General features: G+C 54.0%; 23 protein-coding genes. 19 read left to right on the top strand and 4 right to left on the bottom strand.

Annotated elements, in window-relative coordinates:
- Positions 1 to 230: 230 nt before the first annotated feature.
- The gene (locus ACZ5D1_RS09425; RefSeq protein WP_464554698.1) at positions 231 to 2,048 is read right to left on the bottom strand and encodes a methyl-accepting chemotaxis protein; all 1,818 of its coding nucleotides are present in this window, start codon (positions 2,046 to 2,048) and stop codon (positions 231 to 233) included.
- A 406-nt stretch (positions 2,049 to 2,454) separates the two neighbouring features.
- Between ACZ5D1_RS09425 and rsfS the strand changes: the two genes are divergently transcribed.
- The 3 genes from rsfS to ACZ5D1_RS09410 are packed head-to-tail and all read left to right on the top strand — an operon-like array spanning position 2,455 to position 4,633.
- Positions 2,455 to 2,850, top strand: a complete 396-nt coding sequence (gene rsfS, locus ACZ5D1_RS09420; RefSeq protein ID WP_011367684.1) for a ribosome silencing factor — start codon at positions 2,455 to 2,457, stop codon at positions 2,848 to 2,850.
- On the top strand, positions 2,850 to 4,391 hold the full coding sequence (gene gpmI / locus ACZ5D1_RS09415) for a 2,3-bisphosphoglycerate-independent phosphoglycerate mutase (protein WP_464554696.1): 1,542 nt from the start codon (positions 2,850 to 2,852) through the stop codon (positions 4,389 to 4,391). Before rsfS ends, gpmI begins: the two co-directional genes overlap by 1 nt.
- Complete coding sequence (locus tag ACZ5D1_RS09410) at positions 4,388 to 4,633, top strand: hypothetical protein (RefSeq protein WP_011367686.1); 246 nt, start codon at positions 4,388 to 4,390, stop codon at positions 4,631 to 4,633. The genes gpmI and ACZ5D1_RS09410 overlap by 4 nt, the downstream gene beginning before the upstream one ends.
- A gap of 109 nt (positions 4,634 to 4,742) precedes the next feature.
- On the opposite strand, the gene ACZ5D1_RS09405 is transcribed toward ACZ5D1_RS09410, so the two are convergent.
- On the bottom strand, positions 4,743 to 5,159 hold the full coding sequence (locus ACZ5D1_RS09405; protein ID WP_011367687.1) for a hypothetical protein: 417 nt from the start codon (positions 5,157 to 5,159) through the stop codon (positions 4,743 to 4,745).
- A 437-nt stretch (positions 5,160 to 5,596) separates the two neighbouring features.
- Here ACZ5D1_RS09405 and ACZ5D1_RS09400 point away from each other — a divergent pair, with 437 nt between their 5' ends.
- Entirely contained in the window at positions 5,597 to 7,093 is a 1,497-nt protein-coding gene (locus ACZ5D1_RS09400) for a sodium-dependent transporter (protein ID WP_011367688.1), read from the top strand.
- Positions 7,093 to 7,197 carry a MetS family NSS transporter small subunit gene (locus ACZ5D1_RS09395; protein WP_011367689.1) on the top strand — a complete coding sequence of 35 codons (105 nt, stop codon included), beginning with the start codon at positions 7,093 to 7,095 and terminating at the stop codon, positions 7,195 to 7,197. Before ACZ5D1_RS09400 ends, ACZ5D1_RS09395 begins: the two co-directional genes overlap by 1 nt.
- A 93-nt stretch (positions 7,198 to 7,290) precedes the next feature.
- On the opposite strand, the gene ACZ5D1_RS09390 is transcribed toward ACZ5D1_RS09395, so the two are convergent.
- A complete protein-coding gene (locus tag ACZ5D1_RS09390) occupies positions 7,291 to 7,674 on the bottom strand; it encodes a hypothetical protein (protein ID WP_464554694.1) in 384 nt (127 codons plus the stop codon).
- A gap of 64 nt (positions 7,675 to 7,738) precedes the next feature.
- Positions 7,739 to 8,548 carry a phosphoribosylformylglycinamidine synthase subunit PurQ gene (locus tag ACZ5D1_RS09385; protein WP_011367691.1) on the bottom strand — a complete coding sequence of 270 codons (810 nt, stop codon included), beginning with the start codon at positions 8,546 to 8,548 and terminating at the stop codon, positions 7,739 to 7,741.
- A 232-nt stretch (positions 8,549 to 8,780) separates the two neighbouring features.
- On the opposite strand from ACZ5D1_RS09385, the gene ACZ5D1_RS09380 reads away from it, so the two are divergent.
- From ACZ5D1_RS09380 to ACZ5D1_RS09315, 14 genes are all read left to right on the top strand, one after another.
- A complete protein-coding gene (locus ACZ5D1_RS09380; protein ID WP_464554693.1) occupies positions 8,781 to 10,427 on the top strand; it encodes a CTP synthase in 1,647 nt (548 codons plus the stop codon).
- A gap of 180 nt (positions 10,428 to 10,607) precedes the next feature.
- Positions 10,608 to 11,426 carry a 3-deoxy-8-phosphooctulonate synthase gene (gene kdsA / locus ACZ5D1_RS09375; protein WP_011367693.1) on the top strand — a complete coding sequence of 273 codons (819 nt, stop codon included), beginning with the start codon at positions 10,608 to 10,610 and terminating at the stop codon, positions 11,424 to 11,426.
- The gene (locus ACZ5D1_RS09370; RefSeq protein WP_011367694.1) at positions 11,416 to 11,937 is read left to right on the top strand and encodes a KdsC family phosphatase; all 522 of its coding nucleotides are present in this window, start codon (positions 11,416 to 11,418) and stop codon (positions 11,935 to 11,937) included. Before kdsA ends, ACZ5D1_RS09370 begins: the two co-directional genes overlap by 11 nt.
- A complete protein-coding gene (gene lptC / locus ACZ5D1_RS09365) occupies positions 11,938 to 12,552 on the top strand; it encodes an LPS export ABC transporter periplasmic protein LptC (RefSeq protein ID WP_455697209.1) in 615 nt (204 codons plus the stop codon).
- Positions 12,539 to 13,078: an LptA/OstA family protein gene (locus tag ACZ5D1_RS09360; RefSeq protein WP_011367696.1), complete on the top strand. Its 540-nt coding sequence runs from the start codon at positions 12,539 to 12,541 to the stop codon at positions 13,076 to 13,078. Before lptC ends, ACZ5D1_RS09360 begins: the two co-directional genes overlap by 14 nt.
- A complete protein-coding gene (gene lptB, locus ACZ5D1_RS09355; RefSeq protein WP_011367697.1) occupies positions 13,079 to 13,801 on the top strand; it encodes an LPS export ABC transporter ATP-binding protein in 723 nt (240 codons plus the stop codon).
- Positions 13,802 to 13,993: 192 nt separating this feature from the next.
- Positions 13,994 to 15,418 carry an RNA polymerase factor sigma-54 gene (gene rpoN, locus ACZ5D1_RS09350; protein WP_011367698.1) on the top strand — a complete coding sequence of 475 codons (1,425 nt, stop codon included), beginning with the start codon at positions 13,994 to 13,996 and terminating at the stop codon, positions 15,416 to 15,418.
- 51 nt (positions 15,419 to 15,469) lie between these two features.
- The gene (gene hpf / locus ACZ5D1_RS09345) at positions 15,470 to 16,012 is read left to right on the top strand and encodes a ribosome hibernation-promoting factor, HPF/YfiA family (protein WP_027181988.1); all 543 of its coding nucleotides are present in this window, start codon (positions 15,470 to 15,472) and stop codon (positions 16,010 to 16,012) included.
- A 3-nt stretch (positions 16,013 to 16,015) separates the two neighbouring features.
- Positions 16,016 to 16,465: a PTS sugar transporter subunit IIA gene (locus ACZ5D1_RS09340; RefSeq protein WP_011367700.1), complete on the top strand. Its 450-nt coding sequence runs from the start codon at positions 16,016 to 16,018 to the stop codon at positions 16,463 to 16,465.
- Positions 16,466 to 16,526: 61 nt separating this feature from the next.
- The gene (gene rapZ / locus ACZ5D1_RS09335) at positions 16,527 to 17,411 is read left to right on the top strand and encodes an RNase adapter RapZ (RefSeq protein WP_011367701.1); all 885 of its coding nucleotides are present in this window, start codon (positions 16,527 to 16,529) and stop codon (positions 17,409 to 17,411) included.
- Between the two features lie 38 nt (positions 17,412 to 17,449).
- Positions 17,450 to 17,890: a PTS sugar transporter subunit IIA gene (locus ACZ5D1_RS09330; RefSeq protein WP_011367702.1), complete on the top strand. Its 441-nt coding sequence runs from the start codon at positions 17,450 to 17,452 to the stop codon at positions 17,888 to 17,890.
- A gap of 5 nt (positions 17,891 to 17,895) precedes the next feature.
- On the top strand, positions 17,896 to 18,357 hold the full coding sequence (locus tag ACZ5D1_RS09325; protein WP_464554690.1) for a PTS sugar transporter subunit IIB: 462 nt from the start codon (positions 17,896 to 17,898) through the stop codon (positions 18,355 to 18,357).
- The gene (locus ACZ5D1_RS09320) at positions 18,317 to 19,072 is read left to right on the top strand and encodes a PTS sugar transporter subunit IIC (RefSeq protein WP_464554689.1); all 756 of its coding nucleotides are present in this window, start codon (positions 18,317 to 18,319) and stop codon (positions 19,070 to 19,072) included. The genes ACZ5D1_RS09325 and ACZ5D1_RS09320 overlap by 41 nt, the downstream gene beginning before the upstream one ends.
- A gap of 145 nt (positions 19,073 to 19,217) precedes the next feature.
- Positions 19,218 to 20,135, top strand: a complete 918-nt coding sequence (locus ACZ5D1_RS09315; RefSeq protein ID WP_464554688.1) for a manganese-dependent inorganic pyrophosphatase — start codon at positions 19,218 to 19,220, stop codon at positions 20,133 to 20,135.
- Positions 20,136 to 20,247: the final 112 nt, after the last annotated feature.

Raw genomic sequence — 20,247 nt, 5'->3', positions numbered from 1 at the left:
CGCCGTCGGCAGGGCGGCCGCACGCATGCGTGTTACCTGCTTTGCAGCACGGTGGAGCCCGCTTGCCTGCGGGGCATATACCATGACCGGCCTGCAACGGACTTCGGTTTCTTGCCCCGCCCCAACAGGCGTAGCACTTCCTTTTTTCTATAAAAAACAGCCGCTCCGGAAGTCGGAGCGGCTGTCATATTTGCCCGCGCGCAGCAATCTGCACTGCGCCATCGGGAATGTTACCGTTTCCGCGTGTGACGGTGCAAATCCGCAATTACGGTCTGCAGTTTGTTCATCTCTGCCAGCAGATTACCGACAGCAGAGTCTGTGCTCTGTACACTGAGATCGGATTCTCCGATGACACCGTCCATGGCAGCAAGAGCCTGTGTGACGTTTTCCACTTCTCTGTTCTGGCTTTCAGCCGCACGGAAAATGCTTTCCGACCGGACAAAGGCTGTCTCCACACCTGCGGCTATCTGCTTCAGGTCATGGCCGGAATCTTCCGCCTGTCTGGCCGCGGAAGAAACACTCTCTGCCATGGTCAGCATGGATTGGGCATTGGTACGGGCCGATTGCTGAATGCCAGAAATTATCTGGCCCACCTCCTGGGTGGCAGTCATGGTTTTTTCAGCCAGTTTGCGTACTTCGTCCGCCACCACGGCAAAGCCCCGTCCTGCATCTCCGGCGCGGGCCGCCTCGATCGCCGCGTTAAGCGCCAGCAGGTTCGTCTGGTCGGCTATATCTGAAATAACGTGCAGAACTTTGGTGATGGAGCCTGCATGGTCTTCAAGCGCGGCCATCTCCTCGCTCAGCAAACCGGCCTGTGTCTGTATGGCGCGTATGGATTCTACCGAGGCGGTCACTCTGTCCACGCCCTTGGCCGCGGCCGCTTTTTCCGCTTCGCCCTGTGTCATGGTCTCTTCGCTGAGTGATCCTATAAGACGGGACGCTCTGGAAAGGCTTTCCGCAGTCTGTTCTATCTCGGCCATCTGACCCTGCTGTGCGGCGGAATTTTTCCTCAGGCTCTGCATGTTGTTCTGCACAGCGTTCATGGCGTCGGTTGCTGCCGTTACGGTTTCTTCCAGCACTCCGGCGGTGGCCAGAAGCTCTCCATAGGAACGCTCAACCTGCGCTTTGCTTTCTTCGGCTTCACTGCGGGCCGTTCCGGCCTTGCGCGATTCTTCCCGTGCTTCCTCCAGCGCTGTTTCCAGCCGGACATGGGTCTCTGCCAGATTACGGGTCATGGTGTTCAGTGCCCGCATAAGGGCAGCCAGCTCGTCGTTGCCGTCATCTTTCAGCTGCACATCAAGCGAGCCGCCGGCAATCCTGCCGGCACCCTGCACAGCCTCTCTGAGGGGGGTAAGTATGCTGCGGGTGATAATGAAGCATAGCGGAAGAATACCCAGCAGGCCCGCGGCCGCCAGCGCGCCGATGGTGGTAACAAGCAGCGGCCGGATACTGCGAGTCAGGGTCTGCTGCAAGGCGGCCTCGGCTTTTGCGATGTTGGAAAGATATACGCCGGTACCTATCCAGATGTCAGTGCCGGGAATAAAGCGTGCGGTGCCTATTTTATCCTGCATTCCTTCGCCTGGCTTTTCCCACGGAAAAGCCATTACGCCACCCCCGCTTTGTGCCAGTCTGAAAAGTGAACGTATAATATAGGTTCCGTCAGCGGCTTTAAGTCCGCTCAGGTCTTTATTGATCAGGGCAGGGGATGTGGCGTGGGCCACGCAGACGGTGCCTCTGTATGCATAAAAATAACCCGAGCTATCCTGCTCAAACCGTATTTTATCCAGGGCATTTTGTACCACAACTGCCTGCCGCGCTGGATCAGTGACGTCCTGCAGGGCTACAGCAAGCGATTCAGCCAGTACAGAAGTGGCGATCTCTATTTTATGGCGTTCGTCCTGTTCGATAGCATTACGGAATTCAGTTTTGCTGATGTCTGCAAGTTTGCTTGCAGAGTTCCAGTACATGAAAAGAATTACAGAAGGGACAAGAAAAAGCAGCGCACACAAAAACCATATGCGTGAACTGATGGTAACACGACGGATCATTGATTCCCCCAAAAAGTGACATGAATGACGGAAAAGAGAATGGGACCGCAGCAGGCCGCTTTTTATCTCGATTCCGGAGGCGGCAACCCGCGGAAGGCGATATTGTAAACATCACATGTGAGGAAGTAAACAGAGCAGGAATAACGAAGTCTGAAGCTGGGGTGCGTGCCGTGAGCACGCCGTAGGCAGAAACAACAAAAAAAGGGGCCGGAACGATGCCGAATATTGCCAGCGCTTGAGCGCACACTGATATGGCCACGCCCGCATGAGCACGGTGTCCCATAATCATTTGCACGTTGCAGCCAAATGCAGTATTACGCAACACTCCGGAGGGCGGCCGGTTCAAGTTGTGAACCACGGAGCCTGAAGGACAATTTGCAAATAACCTGAGGAACATCTGATATATATGGTTACCAAGAAAGAAAAGAAGTTCTCCCTTGCTGACGGGCATGAAAAAGCCCAGCGCCTTGCCGCGCTGCTCAATGACAAAAAAGCGCGTGACCTGCTTGTATTTGATCTGCGCGGAATCAGCGGCTTTACCGATTTTATGATTGTGGGTACTGCCGGCTCCGTGCGTCAGGGACAGGCTTTGGCCGACTACATGCTTGATTTTTGCAAGCAGAATAATTTCGAGTTCCTGCGTGTGGAAGGCTATCAGGCCGGAAAATGGATTCTGCTCGATATGAACGATGTCGTGGTGAATATCTTTCAGCCCGATTCACGCGAACTGTATAATCTTGAAGGGCTCTGGGCAGACGCTCCGCAGGTGGAGGCCGTCCGGAACCGGACAGGAGAAGAATAATGTCATCTTCCGGCCCGCTGAATCCTGTTCTGCTGCTCATTCTTGACGGGTGGGGAATTGCCCCCGCCGGCAAGGGAAACGCAGTGTCGGCAGCCCGTACTCCCGTGCTGGACAGCCTTATGGCTGCACCGTGCCGCAGCCGCCTGCAATGTTCCGGCAGATCTGTAGGTTTGCCCGACGGATTTATGGGCAATTCCGAAGTGGGGCATATGAATCTTGGTGCCGGAAGAATTGTTTATCAGGACATGACCCGCATTGATATCGCGGTGGAGGAGCGGCAGCTGTCGGCCCGTCCGGCAATTGCAGACATGTTCGACGCGTTGAAAAGCTCCGGCGGAACACTGCACCTGCTCGGGCTTGTATCCGACGGCGGGGTGCACAGTCACGTCCGTCATCTTTATGCGCTTGTGGAAGCCGCCCGCGATGCCTGTGTGCCTGTGTGCATCCACGCATTTATGGATGGAAGGGATACCGCTCCTAAAAGCGGCCTGCAGTTCATCAATGACCTTGAAGAGGTACTCGTCAGACTGGGGCACGGCCGTATTGCCAGTGTCACCGGCCGGTACTATGCCATGGACAGAGACCGTCATTGGGAACGTAATGAAACCGCATGGAATGCTCTTGTCCACGGGCAGGGCGAATTTGCGGACAGTGCTGCCCAAGCTGTTGAAAACGCGTATGCCGCAGGCCAGACCGATGAATTCATAAAACCCGTGATTGTCGGCTCTGCCTCCGGTATTGCCGATGGTGACGGTATATTTTTTTACAATTTCCGGGCAGACCGGGCCAGACAGCTCACCCGCTGCTTTATTGACCCCTCGTTTGATGCTTTTGACAGAGGGCGGGTACCTGTTCTTGCCCGCTTCGCCACCATGACATCCTACGACGCGTCATTTGATGTGCCGGTGGCTTTTGACAAAGACCCCCTTGAGGGCACTCTGGGTGAAATTGTCTCTCTGGCCGGTATCAGCCAGTTCAGAATTGCCGAAACAGAAAAATATGCCCATGTGACGTATTTTTTCAACTGCGGACGCGAAGAGCCTTTTACGGGTGAAGACCGTCTGCTTGTTCCCTCGCCCCGCGATGTTGCCACATACGATCTCAAACCCGAAATGAGCGTCTATGAGGTGACGGATTCGCTGCTTGCCGCTCTGGACAAAGGGTACGGTCTCATTGTGTGCAACCTTGCCAATCTTGACATGGTGGGACACACCGGAGTGTTTTCCGCCGCTGTAAAAGCCTGCGAGGCCGTTGACGCCTGCACCGGCAGAATTATAGACGCGTTTGTAGAGAGGGGCGGCGTGGTTATGGTTACCGCCGACCACGGCAACGCTGAGCAGCTGCTGGATGCACAGGGCAACCCCCATACTGCGCACAGCATGAATCCCGTGCCTGTGGCTCTGCTGGGTGCACCGGCCGCATGGCGCCTTGTGCCGGAAGGCAAACTGGGGGATGTCGCACCGACAATTATTGATATACTGGGGCTGCACCGGCCCGAAGCCATGACCGGACAGAGCCTGCTTGTAAAGGAATCTGTATGAGTACCAGAACACGTAAGCCAGTGGCTCCAGTAAAGCCTGTGGCGCTTGAGCTGCTGCTTTTTTATCCGTGCCCGTTCTGCGAGCATAAAATTCCCATGCTTAATCCGGTGAAACCGACCGTGGCTAAATGCGACAGCTGTCTCAACACGTTCCCCGTTGTTCCTGTGGATGCACGGACGCTAAGCTTTCTAAAAGTCATTCTAGATAACGGAAAAGCGTCCATCGATCCTGATTTTATGTAAAACTGATTTTTTCAGCCGCAGGTGAGACAGGATGCCTTTGCCTGCGGCGGCCGTTCAATCAAAAAAAGCCCCGCGTGCGGGGCTTTTTTTGTATCGGTGTCTTTTCCGGTCAGGCTGAAGCTGATGTGGCAGCCTCTGTAAGCCGTTTTTTGATGTAATCGACGTGTTCGTCATCCCATTCGTCCAGATCAAGGCAGTGCGCGTCTTCGCCCAGCAGGCCGCCGGGCACAAAGTCGCCGCGCTCGTCCGGATCGGTGATCATGTCTTCGTAAAAACATACGGAGAGCCAGCGGGCTGCCGGATCGTCGTCAATGACGTCAACCAGCGTGAACAGTTTACGGTTTTTCTGGCTGGGGTGCGCAGCCCGCAGTGAGTAGCTGATGCCGGGGCGCGCTTTAAAGTCGAAGGTGACCCCTTCAAAGGATTCCAGATGATGCTTGAACAGTTCGAAAGCTTTACGGGTTCCGTTGCTGTCTTCCCATGCCGCAAGCAGGGTTTCCAGCTCTTTGACTGATTCGGGATGCACGTTCAGCTCCTTTATTGAAGTAATGAAAATCGTTCTTTTCTGGTGAGTTCTCTCGCACTGTGGCTGTGGTTTGTCAATGTCGGATGCCTGAACCGGACAGTGAGGCACGGCAGGAACAGTGCCTTGCCCGAATCAGAAGGAAAAGTTTGCAAAAGTGCAAAAAAGTCTTTCTCCCGCAGGAGAGGCGGGTTTGGGATAGACATTTTTGCACACGGAACGTAAAAGTGCTTCTCCGCTCTGAAAAGATGGAGATGTACACGCGTCTTCTGCCGCAGATAACGTGTTGTCATGCGGCATCATAATTCTCCTGACGGGGGAGAATTGTCTGTTCAGGGCCAGTTTCACAGGTTTTATACAAAACAGTGAAGTCAGAGGTTTCACATCAATCAGAATAGCGGATCGACATGCCGTATTCTGCAAACGCTTTAGGAAGAGCAATGAGCAAGCGTGAACAATGGGGCTCGCGGGCCGGTTTTATTCTGGCCGCTGTGGGGTCCGCCATCGGACTGGGTAACATTTGGCGTTTTCCGTATGTAGCATATGATAACGGCGGCGGGGCGTTTCTTATTCCTTATATTTTTGCCCTGCTTACCGCCGGTATTCCGTTTATGATTCTGGAGTTCGGCGTAGGGCAGAAGTACCGCAGCTCAGCCCCGCGGCTTTTTGCCCGCCTGAATCCCAAATGGGAATGGGTCGGCTGGCTGCAGGTGATGGTGGCGGCCATCATTGCAACCTATTACATTGCCGTCATCGGCTGGACGCTGAACTATGTCACCTTTTCGCTCGACCTTTCGTGGGGCGACGATCCCAAGGGGTTCTTTTTCGGTGAATTCCTCGGCCTCACCAGTTCTCCCCTTGAATTCGGCGGCATACGCTGGCCCATCTTTGTTTCCTGCCTTGCCGCTTGGGGCATCACATGGCTTGCCTGTGTTTCCGGCATTAAAAAAGGCATTGAGCGGGCAAACAAGGTGCTTATTCCCGCGCTTTTCCTGCTGGTCCTCCTGCTTATTGTCCGTGTTGTAACGCTGGACGGGGCTCTTGACGGTCTGAACTATCTTTTCAAGCCCGACTTTTCAAAGGTGCTTGATTACAAAGTATGGGCCGCCGCCTACGGGCAGATTTTCTACTCCCTCAGTGTGGGCTTTTCAATCATGGTGGCCTATTCCAGCTACCTGCCGCCCGATGAAGACGTAAACAACAACGCAGCCATGACCGTGTTCATCAACTGCGGTTTCTCGCTGCTTTCAGGCGTTCTTATTTTCAGTGTGCTGGGCAATATGGCTCTTGAAACCGGCGCTTCGATCAAAGACGTTGCCGGAGCGGGCGTCGGGCTGGCTTTTGTTACCATTCCCAAGGCCATCAATTCGCTGCCTGCGCCGGAACTCATAGGCACGCTGTTCTTCCTGTGTCTGGCCATGGCCGGGGTGAGTTCGCACATTTCCATCGTGGAAGCCTGCGTTTCTTCGCTGATTGACAAATTCGGCTGGCGGCGCCGCGACACGGTATCGTTTTTCTGTCTGGGCGGGTTTGCGGTCACCGTGGTGTTCACCACCGGCGCAGGCCTGTTCATTCTTGATATCGTCGACCATTTTGTGAACAGTCAGGCTCTGCTGTTTGGCGCCATCATCGAAATTATTCTGCTTAGCTGGGTGCTGAATCTTGAAGACATACGCACCCATGTGAACTCGCTCTCCGATTTTTCGGTGAACAACCTCTGGAAAAAGTGCCTCAAGTATGTGACCGTTGCCGTGCTCGGATACTCCATCCTTTCCAACCTGCACGGAGACCTGGTGAACGGCTACGGCGGGTATCCTGTCAGAGACCTGATGCTGCTTGGCTGGTCGCTGCTGCCTGTTTCTCTGGTTATCGCCTTCTGGCTGAAAAACCAGCCCGCAACGGAACGCTTTATCAATAAGCCGGCAGGAGGAAACTAATGAGTATTGAAGCAATAATCATGATGATTGTCGGCCTGGGGCTGACCTGGGGCGGGGCTTGCTGGTGCTTTGTCACTGCCATCCGCAATAACAGACATAAATAATCTGAACAGAATCAGACCATAAAAGGGCCGGAACGCACTGCGTTCCGGCCCTTTTTTCTGTAACAGACTAAAAACAGCCTTGTCCCTGCGGTGTCAGCGGGCAAAGGCTGATGTCTCAAAACTTTTGATATAGCGCAGCAGGTAATACCGGACCGCACCTTCCGGCGGAGTGACCTGCAGCGCCATATTTTCAAAAACGGCATGTGCGACGCAGGGCGTGGATTCACTGCCGCCATCAACATAGCGCACCGTCAAAACATAGGGAGTCCGCGACCGGAAAGGAACAGCATGCAGTTGTATCAGCCGGACGACTTCCCCGTGCATCAGCTTTTCCCAGGCAGCAGCGGCCAGCGTTCTGTTTTCCGCCGTGTCATGCCCGGCACATAATGCCACTTTAAGGCTGTCCGGCGAAGGAGAGAGGCCGAGCAGCCAGCCGGTGGAAGCGTCTTTTCCGCAAATAAGGCAAGGTACCATCATCACCTCTGCGGCGCCGTAAAAATTACTGAAAAGCGGAGCATGAATTCATGCTCCGCTCTGAGTGCTATTGTTTTTTCAGGTAGGCAACGGCATTTTCGAACAAAACCGTACCCAGCGGGTCACTCTCGCCACGGGTCCAGCCGGGATGGTTGGTCACGTGGTTGAATGCTTCCGGATGCGGCATCAGGCCCAGCACACGCCCGGTGGGGTCGGTCAGTCCCGCGATGCCGAGAGGGGAACCGTTGGGGTTCCATGGGTATTCCTGAGTTACTTCCATGGTCTCGGGGTGGGCGTACTGAAAGACAACAAGGTTTTCCGCCACCAGTCGTTTCAACGTTTCTTCATTTTCGGGAATCAACTTGCCTTCGCCGTGGCGCACGGGAATATACAGCGAAGTAAGGCCGTGAGTGAATACACAGGGACTGTGCGTATTCACTTTCAGGTGGCACCAGCGGTCTTCGTACCGCGCTGAATCGTTGTGACTGAGCGAAACCTGCCGTTCGAAATACATTGAATCGAGAGCGGGCAGCAGTCCCAGTTTGACAAGCAACTGGAAGCCGTTGCAGATGCCCATGATCAGCCCGCCGCGGTCAAAGAAGTTTTTCAGCTGGTCCAGCAGTGGGGTGCCGTCCTTGGTCTGGGCGTGTCTCCAGCGCTGCGCTGCTGCCTGAGCCGCTCCCAGATCGTCACCATCAAGAAAGCCGCCGGGGAAAATAAGAAAATTAAAATCCTCAAGGCGGATTCTGCCGGTTTCAAGATCGGAAAAATGGGCTATTTCGACGGCATCGGCTCCTGCAATACGCGCAGCGTGCGCGCATTCAACTTCGCAGTTAGTCCCGTAGCCGGTTATAACCAGCGTATTCACCTTGGTCATCATGGCTCCTGAAAATGTTTGCTTGACAGAGGAATGTCCATTCCGTAGCAACACACGTTTGTGCGTGCGGAGATATCCGGGCAGTTGCTGCTCGGAACCGCAGATAATAGTGGCAGCCCCTGTCGGCGTCAATGGCTGACGAGGGGTGTCGTTTTTGATACAATCAGCTGTTACCGTGTGAAACAGGATTTTTTCCCGTTTCCGAATCAAATCATGCTGAGGCAGGAGTTACATGAAAACCAAGTTTATCTTTATCACCGGCGGGGTGCTTTCGTCGCTGGGCAAAGGGCTGGCTGCCGCATCTGTGGGGGCACTGCTGCAGGCCCGGGGACTCAAGGTCACCATTCAGAAACTCGACCCCTACATCAATGTCGACCCCGGCACCATGAACCCGTTTCAGCACGGCGAAGTGTATGTGACCGACGACGGCGCTGAAACCGACCTTGATCTTGGCCATTACGAGCGCTACCTCGGCATTCCCATGAACCAGCGCAACAACTACACGTCCGGTTCCATCTACCACCGCGTGATCACAAAGGAACGCCGCGGCGACTATCTGGGGGGCACCGTTCAGGTTATTCCGCATATCACCGACGAAATCAAAAGCGTGATCATGAATCTGGCCAGCGACGACCTTGATGTGGCGCTGGTGGAAATAGGCGGAACCGTGGGTGACATCGAAGGACAGCCGTTCCTTGAAGCCATCCGGCAGCTTCGTTCCGATCTGGGCCGTGACCGCTGCATGTACATCCACCTGACGCTGGTACCGTATCTGGCCGCCGCCGGCGAACACAAAACCAAGCCTACCCAGCACAGCGTCAAAGAGCTTCGCAGCATAGGCATTCAGCCCGACATTATTCTGTGCCGTTGCGAAAAAGCCGTCACCGATGACCTCAAGCACAAGATTGCTCTGTTCTGCAACGTGGAAAAAGATGCTGTTTTTTCTGCTGTTGACGTGAAAAACATCTATGAAGTGCCGCTCAGCTTCTACGAGGAAGGCTTTGATCAGAAGATCGCCATCATGCTGCAGCTGCCGGCCAAAAATCCTGACCTGAGCAAATGGCAGGAGCTGGTGGACACATGCGCTAACCCGCAGGGCAAGGTGACCATCGGTATCGTGGGCAAGTATGTCGATCTTAAGGAAGCATACAAAAGCCTGCACGAAGCGCTTATTCACGGCGGTGTGGCCAACAAGCTGGCTGTGGAGCTCAAGTACGTCAATTCCGAGCTCATCACCGATGAAAATGTGGCGGAATCTCTGGCCGGTCTCGACGGCATTCTGGTTCCCGGCGGCTTCGGCAGCCGAGGCGTGGAAGGAAAAATCCGGGCCATCCGTTATGCCCGTGTGAACAAGGTGCCTTTCTTCGGCATATGTCTGGGTATGCAATGTGCGGTCATCGAATTTGCCCGCAATGTAGCCGGACTGCCCGCCGCCAACTCCGAAGAGTTTGACGAACAGACTCCCGACAAGGTGATCTACCTGATGACGGAATGGTTTGATTTCCGCAGCAAGCAGGTGGAGCGGCGTGATTCAGGCAGCGAAAAAGGCGGCACCATGCGTCTGGGATCGTACCCCTGCGCCGTGGTCAAGGGTACCAATGCCTTCACTGCCTATCAGGCTGAAAAAGTGGACGAACGCCACCGTCACCGTTTTGAATTCAACAACGCCTATCTTGACAAGCTCAAAGAGGCCGGGCTGGTATTCAGTGGTCTGTCACCCGATGGTGAACTTGTCGAAATGGTTGAAATCAAGGATCATCCCTGGTTCCTCGGCTGTCAGTTCCACCCTGAATTCAAGTCCTACCCCATGACACCGCATCCGCTTTTCCGCGAGTTTATAAAAGCCGCCGGAAAACAGGCTGTAAAAAGCAAGCGGTAACGCTTGAACTCCTGCCATAAACGGGGCGCACACCAGTGCGCCCCGTTTTTTTAGACTTTCAATCCGGCTTTGAATCGGATAGGTTTCCTGTGGTTTTCCGGTTCCGGCATGCTGCCGGACAGCCGCGCCCAAGCCGTGCGCCGCGGCCACCTCACCAAGATTTTACCATGGCGGAGATGCATGACGTTTTCTACGACAGAACTCTATAAAACCCTGTGCGACGGCCCGTTTATCATTGCAGGCCCCTGCGTGCTCGAAAGCTACGAGCTGGCGCTTGAAACTGCCCGCATTGTGCGTGAGGCTGCGGACAGACATGCTGTCACAGCAATTTTTAAAAGCTCTTTTGACAAGGCCAACCGTACATCGGCCTCCAGCTTCCGCGGCCCCGGAATGACTACGGGGCTGGAGTGGCTGGCCCGCATCCGCGAAGAAACGGGCCTGCCTGTCATTACCGATATTCATGAACCTGCTCAGGCCGCACCTGTGGCAGCTGTGGCTGACATTTTGCAAATACCGGCATTTCTGTGCAGGCAGACAGCCCTGCTGCAGGCGGCTGCCGCCACCGGCAGCGTGGTCAATGTAAAGAAAGGCCAGTTTGTGGCGCCTTGGGATATGGGGCCAGTGGTGGAAAAACTGCATGCGGCAGGAAACCGTCACGTGATGCTTACCGAAAGAGGGGCAAGTTTCGGCTATAACAATCTTGTGGTCGATTTCCGCTCTTTTTCCATCATGCGCAGCCTGAATGTTCCTGTAATTTTCGATGCCACCCATTCCGTACAGCTTCCGGGCGGGCAGGGTTCCTGCTCCGGAGGAGACAGAAGGCATGTTCCGGCGCTGGCCCGCGCAGCTGTGGCAGCAGGTGCAAACGGTGTTTTTCTGGAATGTCATCCCGACCCCGACAAGGCGCTGTGCGACGGCCCCAACAGCTGGCCCGCGGGGCGCCTGAGCGATCTTGTAGGAGATCTGAAGAGCATCTGGAGTATTGACTATGCGTGTTAAAGAGCTGGCCGCCAACATCCGCCTGCTTGTTCTGGATGTGGACGGGGTGCTGACAGACGGCGGTCTGTACTATTTTGGTGACGGCAGGGTGGCCAAGCGCTTCAATGTGCAGGACGGGCTGGGAATCAAGATGGCTCAGTCAGCAGGGCTTGTCGTGGCCGTGATTACCGGTCTTGACTCTGAAGCCGTGGCCGAGCGTGTGCGCGGGCTGGGCATAGAGGACTACCATGCGGGCTTCACGCACAAGCTGGACGTCATGCAGGGATTGCTTGAAAAATATGCTCTCAAACCGGAGCAGGCCGCTTTTCTGGGCGATGACTGGGTGGATCTGGCCCCGCTCAATCTTGTGGGGCTGCCCATGGCAGTGGCCAACGCCCAGCCGGAGGTAAAGGCCGTGGCCAAATATGTCACCACCGCCACGGGAGGCCATGGCGCCGTGCGCGAAGCTGTACGTTTTATCCTTGATGCCCAGAACAAACTGGCTCCCATGCTCAGGGAGTGGTCTTCCTAGATGTCCCGCCGCAGAATGTACTGGGTCGCCGGTATGCTGATTCTGCTCGCCGGCCTGCTGTTGTATGCGGCCATGGGGGCACGTCAGGTCAGTGAAGTGCGACGCTCTCTGACCGATGCCCAGCCTGCCGTGGAAGGTAATGTCGATCTGGCGCTGTCGGGTGTGCGCCTGAAGCAGGGCGAAAAAGGACGCGAACTGTGGACGCTGGAAGCTGAAAAAGCGTTTTATGACCAGCAGGGCGACACTGTACGCATCAAGCAGCCCGACATTGTCTATTTTCTTGAAAAACAAAACGACAACCTGAGTGTTAAAGCGCGCTGGGGCGAAATAAAGCAGAGCAGCCAGTCCATGCGTCTGTGGGACGATGTGGTTCTGGTGCAGACAGACAAAATGCTTAAAACATCTCTGCTGACCTACCTTGGCAGCTCCCGTGAACTGACCATGCCCGAAAAGGTATGGTTTGAAACCGGCGCCATGAACGGTACCATGCATGACGTGCTGTGGCTGCTGGACACTAACGTCATTAAAGCCCGCGGAAGCGTTGACATGGTTCTGTACCTTGAAGACGGCTTCAGCGGCTTAGCCCGAGGAGAAAAACGTCATGAACAGAATTAGCATAACAGGCCACATGATTATGGTGCTGCTTGCCTGTCTGGTTTTGCAGGCCGCCCCCGCCACCGCGGCAGAGGATATTCCCACCTCCATCACATCTAAGACCATGACTTATGACGCCAACGCCCAGCTGATCATTTTTGAACAGGATGTGTACGTGCAGCGCGGTGAGTTTGAACTGTGGGCGGACTCCATCTCCGTCTATCTGGACAAGAACGCCAGTGCCGCCGCGAAGCAAAACGACGCCGAAGGCCCTGCCATTGACGCCGGCCAGATCAACAGGCTGGTGGCCGAAGGTAATGTACGCATGAAGCAGCTGACGAAATCGGGAGAATGCCGCAAGGCCACCTACAAGGTTTCGGAAGGACTGCTTGTGATGGAAGGAGACCCCGTACTTCGCGACGAGGGCAACAGTATCGGCGGGCAGGAAATCAGGTTTTATGTGAACGAGAACAGAAGTGAAGTGTTGGGCGCGCCTGGTAAGCCCGTCAATGCGGTTTTTTCCGCCCCCAAAAGGATGAAGAAGTAAATGGCGGTCATTCAGGCTACAGGGTTGCGCAAGCAATACGGTTCGCGCGAAGTGGTCTGCGGCGTTTCCCTGAATGTGAAACAGGGGGAAATTGTCGGCCTGCTGGGCCCCAACGGCGCGGGCAAGACCACGACATTTTATATGCTCATAGGCATTGTAAAGCCCAATGCCGGCGAGGTGCAGCTGGATGACCTGAGCATATCCGACTGGCCGCTGCATGAACGCGCCCGTATCGGTTTGAGCTATCTGCCTCAGGAAAGTTCTGTTTTTAAAAAACTCACTGTCACTCAGAATCTGCAGATGATTCTGGAACATGTGGGATTGAGCAAAAAAGCTCAGCAGGCAAGAGCGCAGGAACTGCTTGAAGAGTTCGGCATCACCCACATCGCCGATTCATACGCCATGCACCTGTCCGGCGGTGAACGGCGGCGGCTGGAAATCGCCCGGGCCCTCATCCGCGCCCCGAAGTTCATCCTGCTTGATGAACCGTTTGCCGGCATTGATCCTCTGGCCGTGGATGATATTCAGGAAATAATCAAAAAACTGCGCGACAAAGGTATCGGGGTGTTGATCTCTGATCATAATGTGCGTGAAACATTGAATATCTGCGACAGGGCTTATCTCGTTTACGAAGGAAGGGTCATTCTGGAAGGCACTCCGGAAGCCATTGTGGCCGATCCCAAGGCCCGCAGTGTCTATCTGGGAGAGGGCTTCTGCCTGTAAGTCCCCCGGCTCCGGTTGCATCACACAGATATATGTGGCAGAAAAGAGTCATGGAATGTATTTTGGAATGATTTTTGGATAACAGAACGGAATATACGTTTCCGCTGTCTCCGGTATCAGGGCTTTGATATTCTCTGAGCAATAAAAACAAAATATATTCAGCTTTTATAATCTTAAGGATTCGGTTGAACAATGGCTTTAGAGTTACGACAGCAGCTTAAACTCGCTCAGCAGCTTGTGATGACGCCCCAGCTTCAGCAGGCGATCAAACTGTTGCAGCTTTCACGCGTCGAGCTCGTTGAAACCGTTCAGCAGGAACTGCTGGAAAACCCGTTTCTTGAAGAAACACAGGAAGAGCGCCCAGTCTCTCAGGCTGAAGAGAGAGCCCCGAGAGCAGAAGAAGCCGACCCTTTCCGTCAGGAATTGGTAAAGAATGCCGACTGGGAAAACTATCTTGGCGATTTTGCCAGTACCGGCAAACAGGCAGGCGGACGCGACGCGGAAGTGCCGGAAGAGATGACCGCCTTTGAGGCTCGTTTTTCATCCAGCCCCACGCTGGAAGGGCATCTCAGCTGGCAGCTGCGCTTGTCTTCCGCCACGGAAAAACAGCTGGACATAGCAGAAGTCATAATCGGCAACCTTTCGCCTGCGGGGTATCTGCAGGCGACGGTGGAAAACGTGGCGGAAATGGCCGGTGCCGGTACGGCAGAGGTGGAAGAAACGCTGCATCTGCTGCAGCGGCTTGATCCCGTGGGCATAGCGGCGCGTACTCCGCAGGAATGCCTTCTGGTTCAGGTCGAAGTGCTTGGATACGACCGCGACCCTGTGCTTGTCGAGCTGATCCGCGATCATCTGGAAGACCTGGAAAAACGACGGTACAAGCCTCTTCTCAGAAAATATCGTCTGGGAATGGACGACCTTAAAGAATATCTTGACCTTATCCAGACTCTTGACCCCATGCCGGGCTCCCGCTTCGGTAACGAACAGCCCGCGTATGTCAGCCCCGATGTCTACGTGTATAAAAGCGAGGATGATTTTATCATCCTGCTGAACGAAGACGGCCTGCCACATCTCCAGCTGAGTGAATTTTATAAAGAAGGCGTCAAGGGCACCACTGATAAAGAAAAGGACTACGTGCAGGAAAAAATGCGCTCCGCCTCGTGGCTTATAAAAAGCCTTTATCAACGGCAGCGAACCCTGTACAAAGTAGTTGAGAGCATTATTAAATATCAGAGGGGTTTTTTCGAGGAAGGCGTATCCCGGCTTCGCCCGCTTATTCTCAAGGATATAGCGGACGACATAGGAATGCACGAATCAACCGTCAGCCGTATTACAACAAACAAGTATGTGGCTACCCCCCATGGTATTGTGGAGCTTAAGTATTTCTTTAACAGTGCACTGGCGTTAAACGACGGAACAGAGGTAGGTTCTGAAAGTGTGAAAGCGCTGATAAAGAACCTGATTTCTGAAGAAAATCCTAAAGAACCGCTCAGTGACGAAAAGATCGGAGAAATTCTTAAAGAAAAGTTGCAAGTCAATATTGCTCGAAGAACCGTGGCGAAGTATCGTACAGCTATGGGAATCCCTTCTTCTTCGAAACGAAAAGCTGTATTTTAGGCCAAAGGATTTCCGGCAGAAATGCCTGATACTGAATCTCTGGAGGTTTTTATGAACATCGCTTTCACTTTCAAGAACTTCGAGCCTTCCGATCACTTGAAAAAGTATGCCAACCGCCGTTTTGAAAAGCTCGGACGCTTTTTGAATAAGTCAGAAAACCTTGAGTTACAGGTTCTGTTGAGCGTTGATAAATTCCGGCACAAGGCGGAAGTACAATGCACGGGCGAGGGGTTGAATCTCTCTGCAGTGGAGCAGAGCGAGGATATGTATGCCACTATTGATCTTGTGCTGGATAAGCTGGAAGCACAGGTCAAGAAACACGCAGAAAAGACTAAGGATCGGCGCCGTTCCAGCAGTGATGACAGCGTGCGTATGGATGTGTTCAATTACAAAGACAATGACGGCGTGCGCGAGCGCACCATCATTGAAACTGATGAGATTGATCCCAAACCCATGCATATTGATGAAGCTGCCATGCAGCTTGAGGCGCTGGATTACGAGTTTCTCGTTTTCAAAAACGCGCAGAACAACCGCGTGAATGTCATCTACCGTCGCAAGGACGGAGACTTCGGGCTGATCGATCCGGGATTCTAAAAAATGAAACTGGGTGAATACCTGGATAAAGACCTCATAATTCATGAGCTTTCCGCCAGCACCAAAACTGAGGTGCTGGCGGAACTTGTGAAACCGGTCATCCAAAAATATCCGGAACTGGATCAGAATACCGTGGTCCGCATTCTGCAGGACCGTGAAAATCTGGGAACAACCGGCATCGGTGACGGCATAGCCATACCGCACGGCAAGGTGGAGGGGCTTGACCACATCGTGCTGGTGGTCGGTCGCAGTTCTGAAGGGCTTGATTTTGAAGCGCTTGATTACAAGCTGTGTAACGTATTCTTTCTTGTTCTTGCTCCAGAACAGGTGGCCGGCATGCATCTGCGCATTCTCGCACAGATTTCGCGTCTGCTGAAAGACAAAGAATTCAGAGCTGAATTTGCTCAGGCAGATTCGGAAGATACCTTGTGGGAGCTTTTGCAGAAGGCGTAACGGAAAGGGGCGGACGCCGGTGGTGCCGCTCTGTCTAAAAGGTAGGAAAAGGGGTTGCGCCGTGAAAAAGAGTGAAAGTCTGCCGGTTCTTATAGTCACAGGACTTTCCGGCGCGGGCAAAAGCACGGTGCTCAATGTATTCGAGGACTTGCGCTTTTTTACCATAGACGGGCTGCCGGTGGGGGTAGTGGCCGACCTGTTGGAACATCTTGCACGTGATGCCATGGGGCGCTACCGCGGCGTGGTGCTGGGCATGGACCTGCGCCAGTTCGATTTTCTGGATGAATTCGAAGGCGCACTTATGCGGCTGGAAAAGATGGGGGTTTCTCCCCGCATCATCTATCTGGAAGCCGACAGTGATACTCTGGTACGGCGTTTTGCCACCACACGCAGACCTCATCCTCTGGAAGGCGGCGACCTGGGGCTAGAGGCCGCCGTTGAACATGAACGGAATCTGCTGGCTCCGGTGCGTGAACGTGCAGACCTTATTCTCGATACCTCAGAATTCTCCATTCACGACCTGCGGCGCATTGTACAAAAAAAATGGAGTTCGCTTGGAGGCAGCTTGAGAAGTCTGCGCGTCAACCTGATTACCTTCGGGTTCAAATACGGTGTCCCTTCCGACGCCGACATGGTTTTCGACCTGCGCTTTCTGCCCAATCCGTACTTCGACGCAAAATTAAAGGCGCTTTCAGGTAAAGACCCTGAAATACAGCAGTTTGTTCTGGGTTGCGAGCAAGGCAAGACTTTCTTTAAACGTTTTTTAGACTTTCTTCTCTTCCTGCTTCCTCAGTATGAGGCGGAAGGCCGCTACCGGATAACGCTGGCCATCGGCTGTACCGGCGGCAGACACCGGTCTGTTTCCACAGCCGAAGCATTGCGGGACGCTTTGAAAAAGTCCGATTATGCAGTATCCTTGGAACACCGGCATATCGATCTGGGCTGATTTTTTTCCACCATAACCAAATGTGCAAAGCAGAAAATATGTCTTCTGAACCAACCGTGGAAGAGCCCGTAGTGGGCATTGTACTTGTCACGCACGCGGACTACGGTGCTGCGTTGCTGCGCGCTGCCGAATTTATTCTCGGTCCGCTGACCGACTGCACGTCGGTGAGTGTTGACGGCACACTGCAGGTGGGAGAAACAATCGACCGACTGAAAGAAGCAGTCCGCAAGCTGGATAAAGGCAAAGGGGTTATCGTGCTCACCGATATGTTCGGCGGCACGCCCACAAACCTCAGCCTTTCTTTGCTCAGCAGTGCGGACATAGAGGTTGTCACCGGAATCAACCTGCCTATGCTGCTTAAAGTTTTTTCCAGCCGTACCATGGAGTTGCAGAATCTGGCACTGGAAGCCAAAGAGTCCGGCGGCAACGGCATCGTTGTGGCCGGCGAGGTTCTGCGCCGTAAAGCGCGAGGCAAGTAGAGTATATGTGGGTGCGGGTTGATAATCGTCTGGTTCATGGTCAGATAATAGAAACGTGGCTGCCCTATACCGGAGCAAGGCATCTGCTGGTTGTCAACGACGAACTGGCGGCGGATGATCTGCAGCAGCAGATTGTCTCTCTGGCAGTACCCGGGCGTGTGTCCATCACGTTTGTGAGAATTGATGAGTTGCAGGAAATCATTATGCGGCGCGGAATAGCACTGCCGGACACGCTGGTACTTTTTGCCAACTGTGGCGACGCGCGTCGCAGTTCTGAAAATGGTTTTGAATTTGACACACTGAATATAGGCAACCTGCATTACAGTCCGGGCAAGCGCCAGTTGTGTCCGCACGTGGCTGTTTCCGATGACGACGAAGCATGTCTGCGCTTTTTCAAGCGCAAAGCCGTCGCGCTGGATTTCCGGTGTGTTCCAAACGCGCCTGTTCAGGTTAAGGGGTGGTCATGATTTTTTCTTTTCACTCCCTCATGTGGGGTCTCCCCATCGCTTTTTTTTTGCCCTCTTTTCGCTCCCGCGCTTCAGCATAAATATCGGATTTCTTGAGCGTCCGCTGTGTGTCGGCTTTCTGTGGGCCGTAATCACCGGCGAATGGGAACTCAGCCTCAGCCTTGCTATCTTCTTCGAACTCCTCTGGCTCGACCTTTTTCCTGCCGGCACATATATTCCCCCCAATGCAGTCGGCTGCCTGCTGCTGACCATCGCGGCAACAGACTACTTCGGATTGCGTACGCCCGAAGAGGTGGCCGTTCCGGCGCTGCTTTCGCTGCCTGCTGCGTTCATAAGCGCCAGGCTGGAATATATGCACCGGACGATGCAGGACAAAGCCTATAACAAAGCATTGGGGTGGGGCAGAGGAGGTGCCAGACGTGTGGCTTCGGGCATTGAGGAAGTGCCTCCGTTCGGTATGCTGGTCTGGAATGCATCTTTGCAGCTTCTGTTATTGCAGGCAGGCTTTTTTCTTGCGGCGCTGCTTGTGCTTATCGGCACTATCTCCGGCCTGAGCTCGCTTCTGGGCCATCTTCCCTACATACAGGGAGCAGAATGGCCGGCTTTATGGTTTGTAAGCGCGGTGGGGGGCGTGCTGGCTGTCCGGATACCCCGCGCGTATGCACTCTTTGTTGCAACAATCTGTTTATTCATGTTTTATGCCCTCGGGTTATAGCCCGGGGGCTTTTTTTTGCGCTTTTTTTTCTGTTTGCACGCCTTGCCCCACTTGGCAGTTGCGCCAGATTGTGCTATTTGGCACAAACTCACTTGGCGCTAAGCGAACCTTCGCTTTCCTAACAAGATTTATGGAGGATTTCACCATGGCTGTACTCGTAATGGGCCACATGAACCCGGATACCGACTCCATCGTTTCCGCACTTGCCGTCGCCGACCTTATGTCCAAGCGCGGCGTGGAAGCCACCGCTGTAGCTCAGGGCGAATGCACCCCTGAGAGCACTTTTGTTCTGGAAAAATTCGGCCTTGCCGCTCCTGAAGTCGTAACTTCCGTTGCCGGTAAAGACCTGATTCTGGTGGACACCACCGACGGCGCCCAGCTGCCCGCCGACATCGCCGATGCAGAAATCAAAGGCGTGGTCGACCACCACAAGCTTGGCAACGTGACTACCTCCAACCCGCTGGAAATGTGGGTATGGCCTGTGGGTTGTTCCTGCACCGTGATCAAGGCCATGTACGATTTTTACGGCATCGAAGTGCCCAAGGGTATTGCAGGCGGCATGCTGTGTGCAATCCTCAGCGACACCGTCATGTTCAAGTCGGTCACCTGCACCGAACAGGACAAGAAAGCTGTGGAAGAACTTGCCAAGATCGCCGGTGTGAACGATGTCATGGCTCTGGGCATGGAAATGTTCAAGGTGAAGTCCGCTGTTGAAGGCGCCACCATGAGCGAACTGGTTTTCCGTGACTACAAAGATTTCGACATGAACGGCAGCAAAGTTGGCATCGGCCAGCTGGAAGTTGTCGACCTGAGCATCCTTGATCCGGTCAAGGACGGCCTGTACGAAGAAATTCAGAAAGTGAAGGCCGACGGCCGTCACTCTGTATTCCTGCTGCTCACGGACATCATGAAGGAAGGCAGCGAAATGCTGATCGTTTCCGATGATACCGTTGTGGTTGAAAAAGCTTTCGGCGTTAAGCCCGAAGGCCGCTCCGTATGGCTGGACGGCGTTATGAGCCGTAAGAAGCAGGTTGTGCCCAACTTTGAAAAGGCCTTCAAATAAGCTTCCGAGCCTGACTGTAAAAGCCCGCCTTACGGCGGGCTTTTTTAATTATCAAGTACACCTGTACCTGACAGGCTCTTACCGGAAACAAAAGCGCGGAGGCATTTGCTGC

This window comes from Oleidesulfovibrio vietnamensis (genome assembly GCF_055388115.1).
This window is presented reverse-complemented; position numbering and strand designations above follow the sequence as displayed.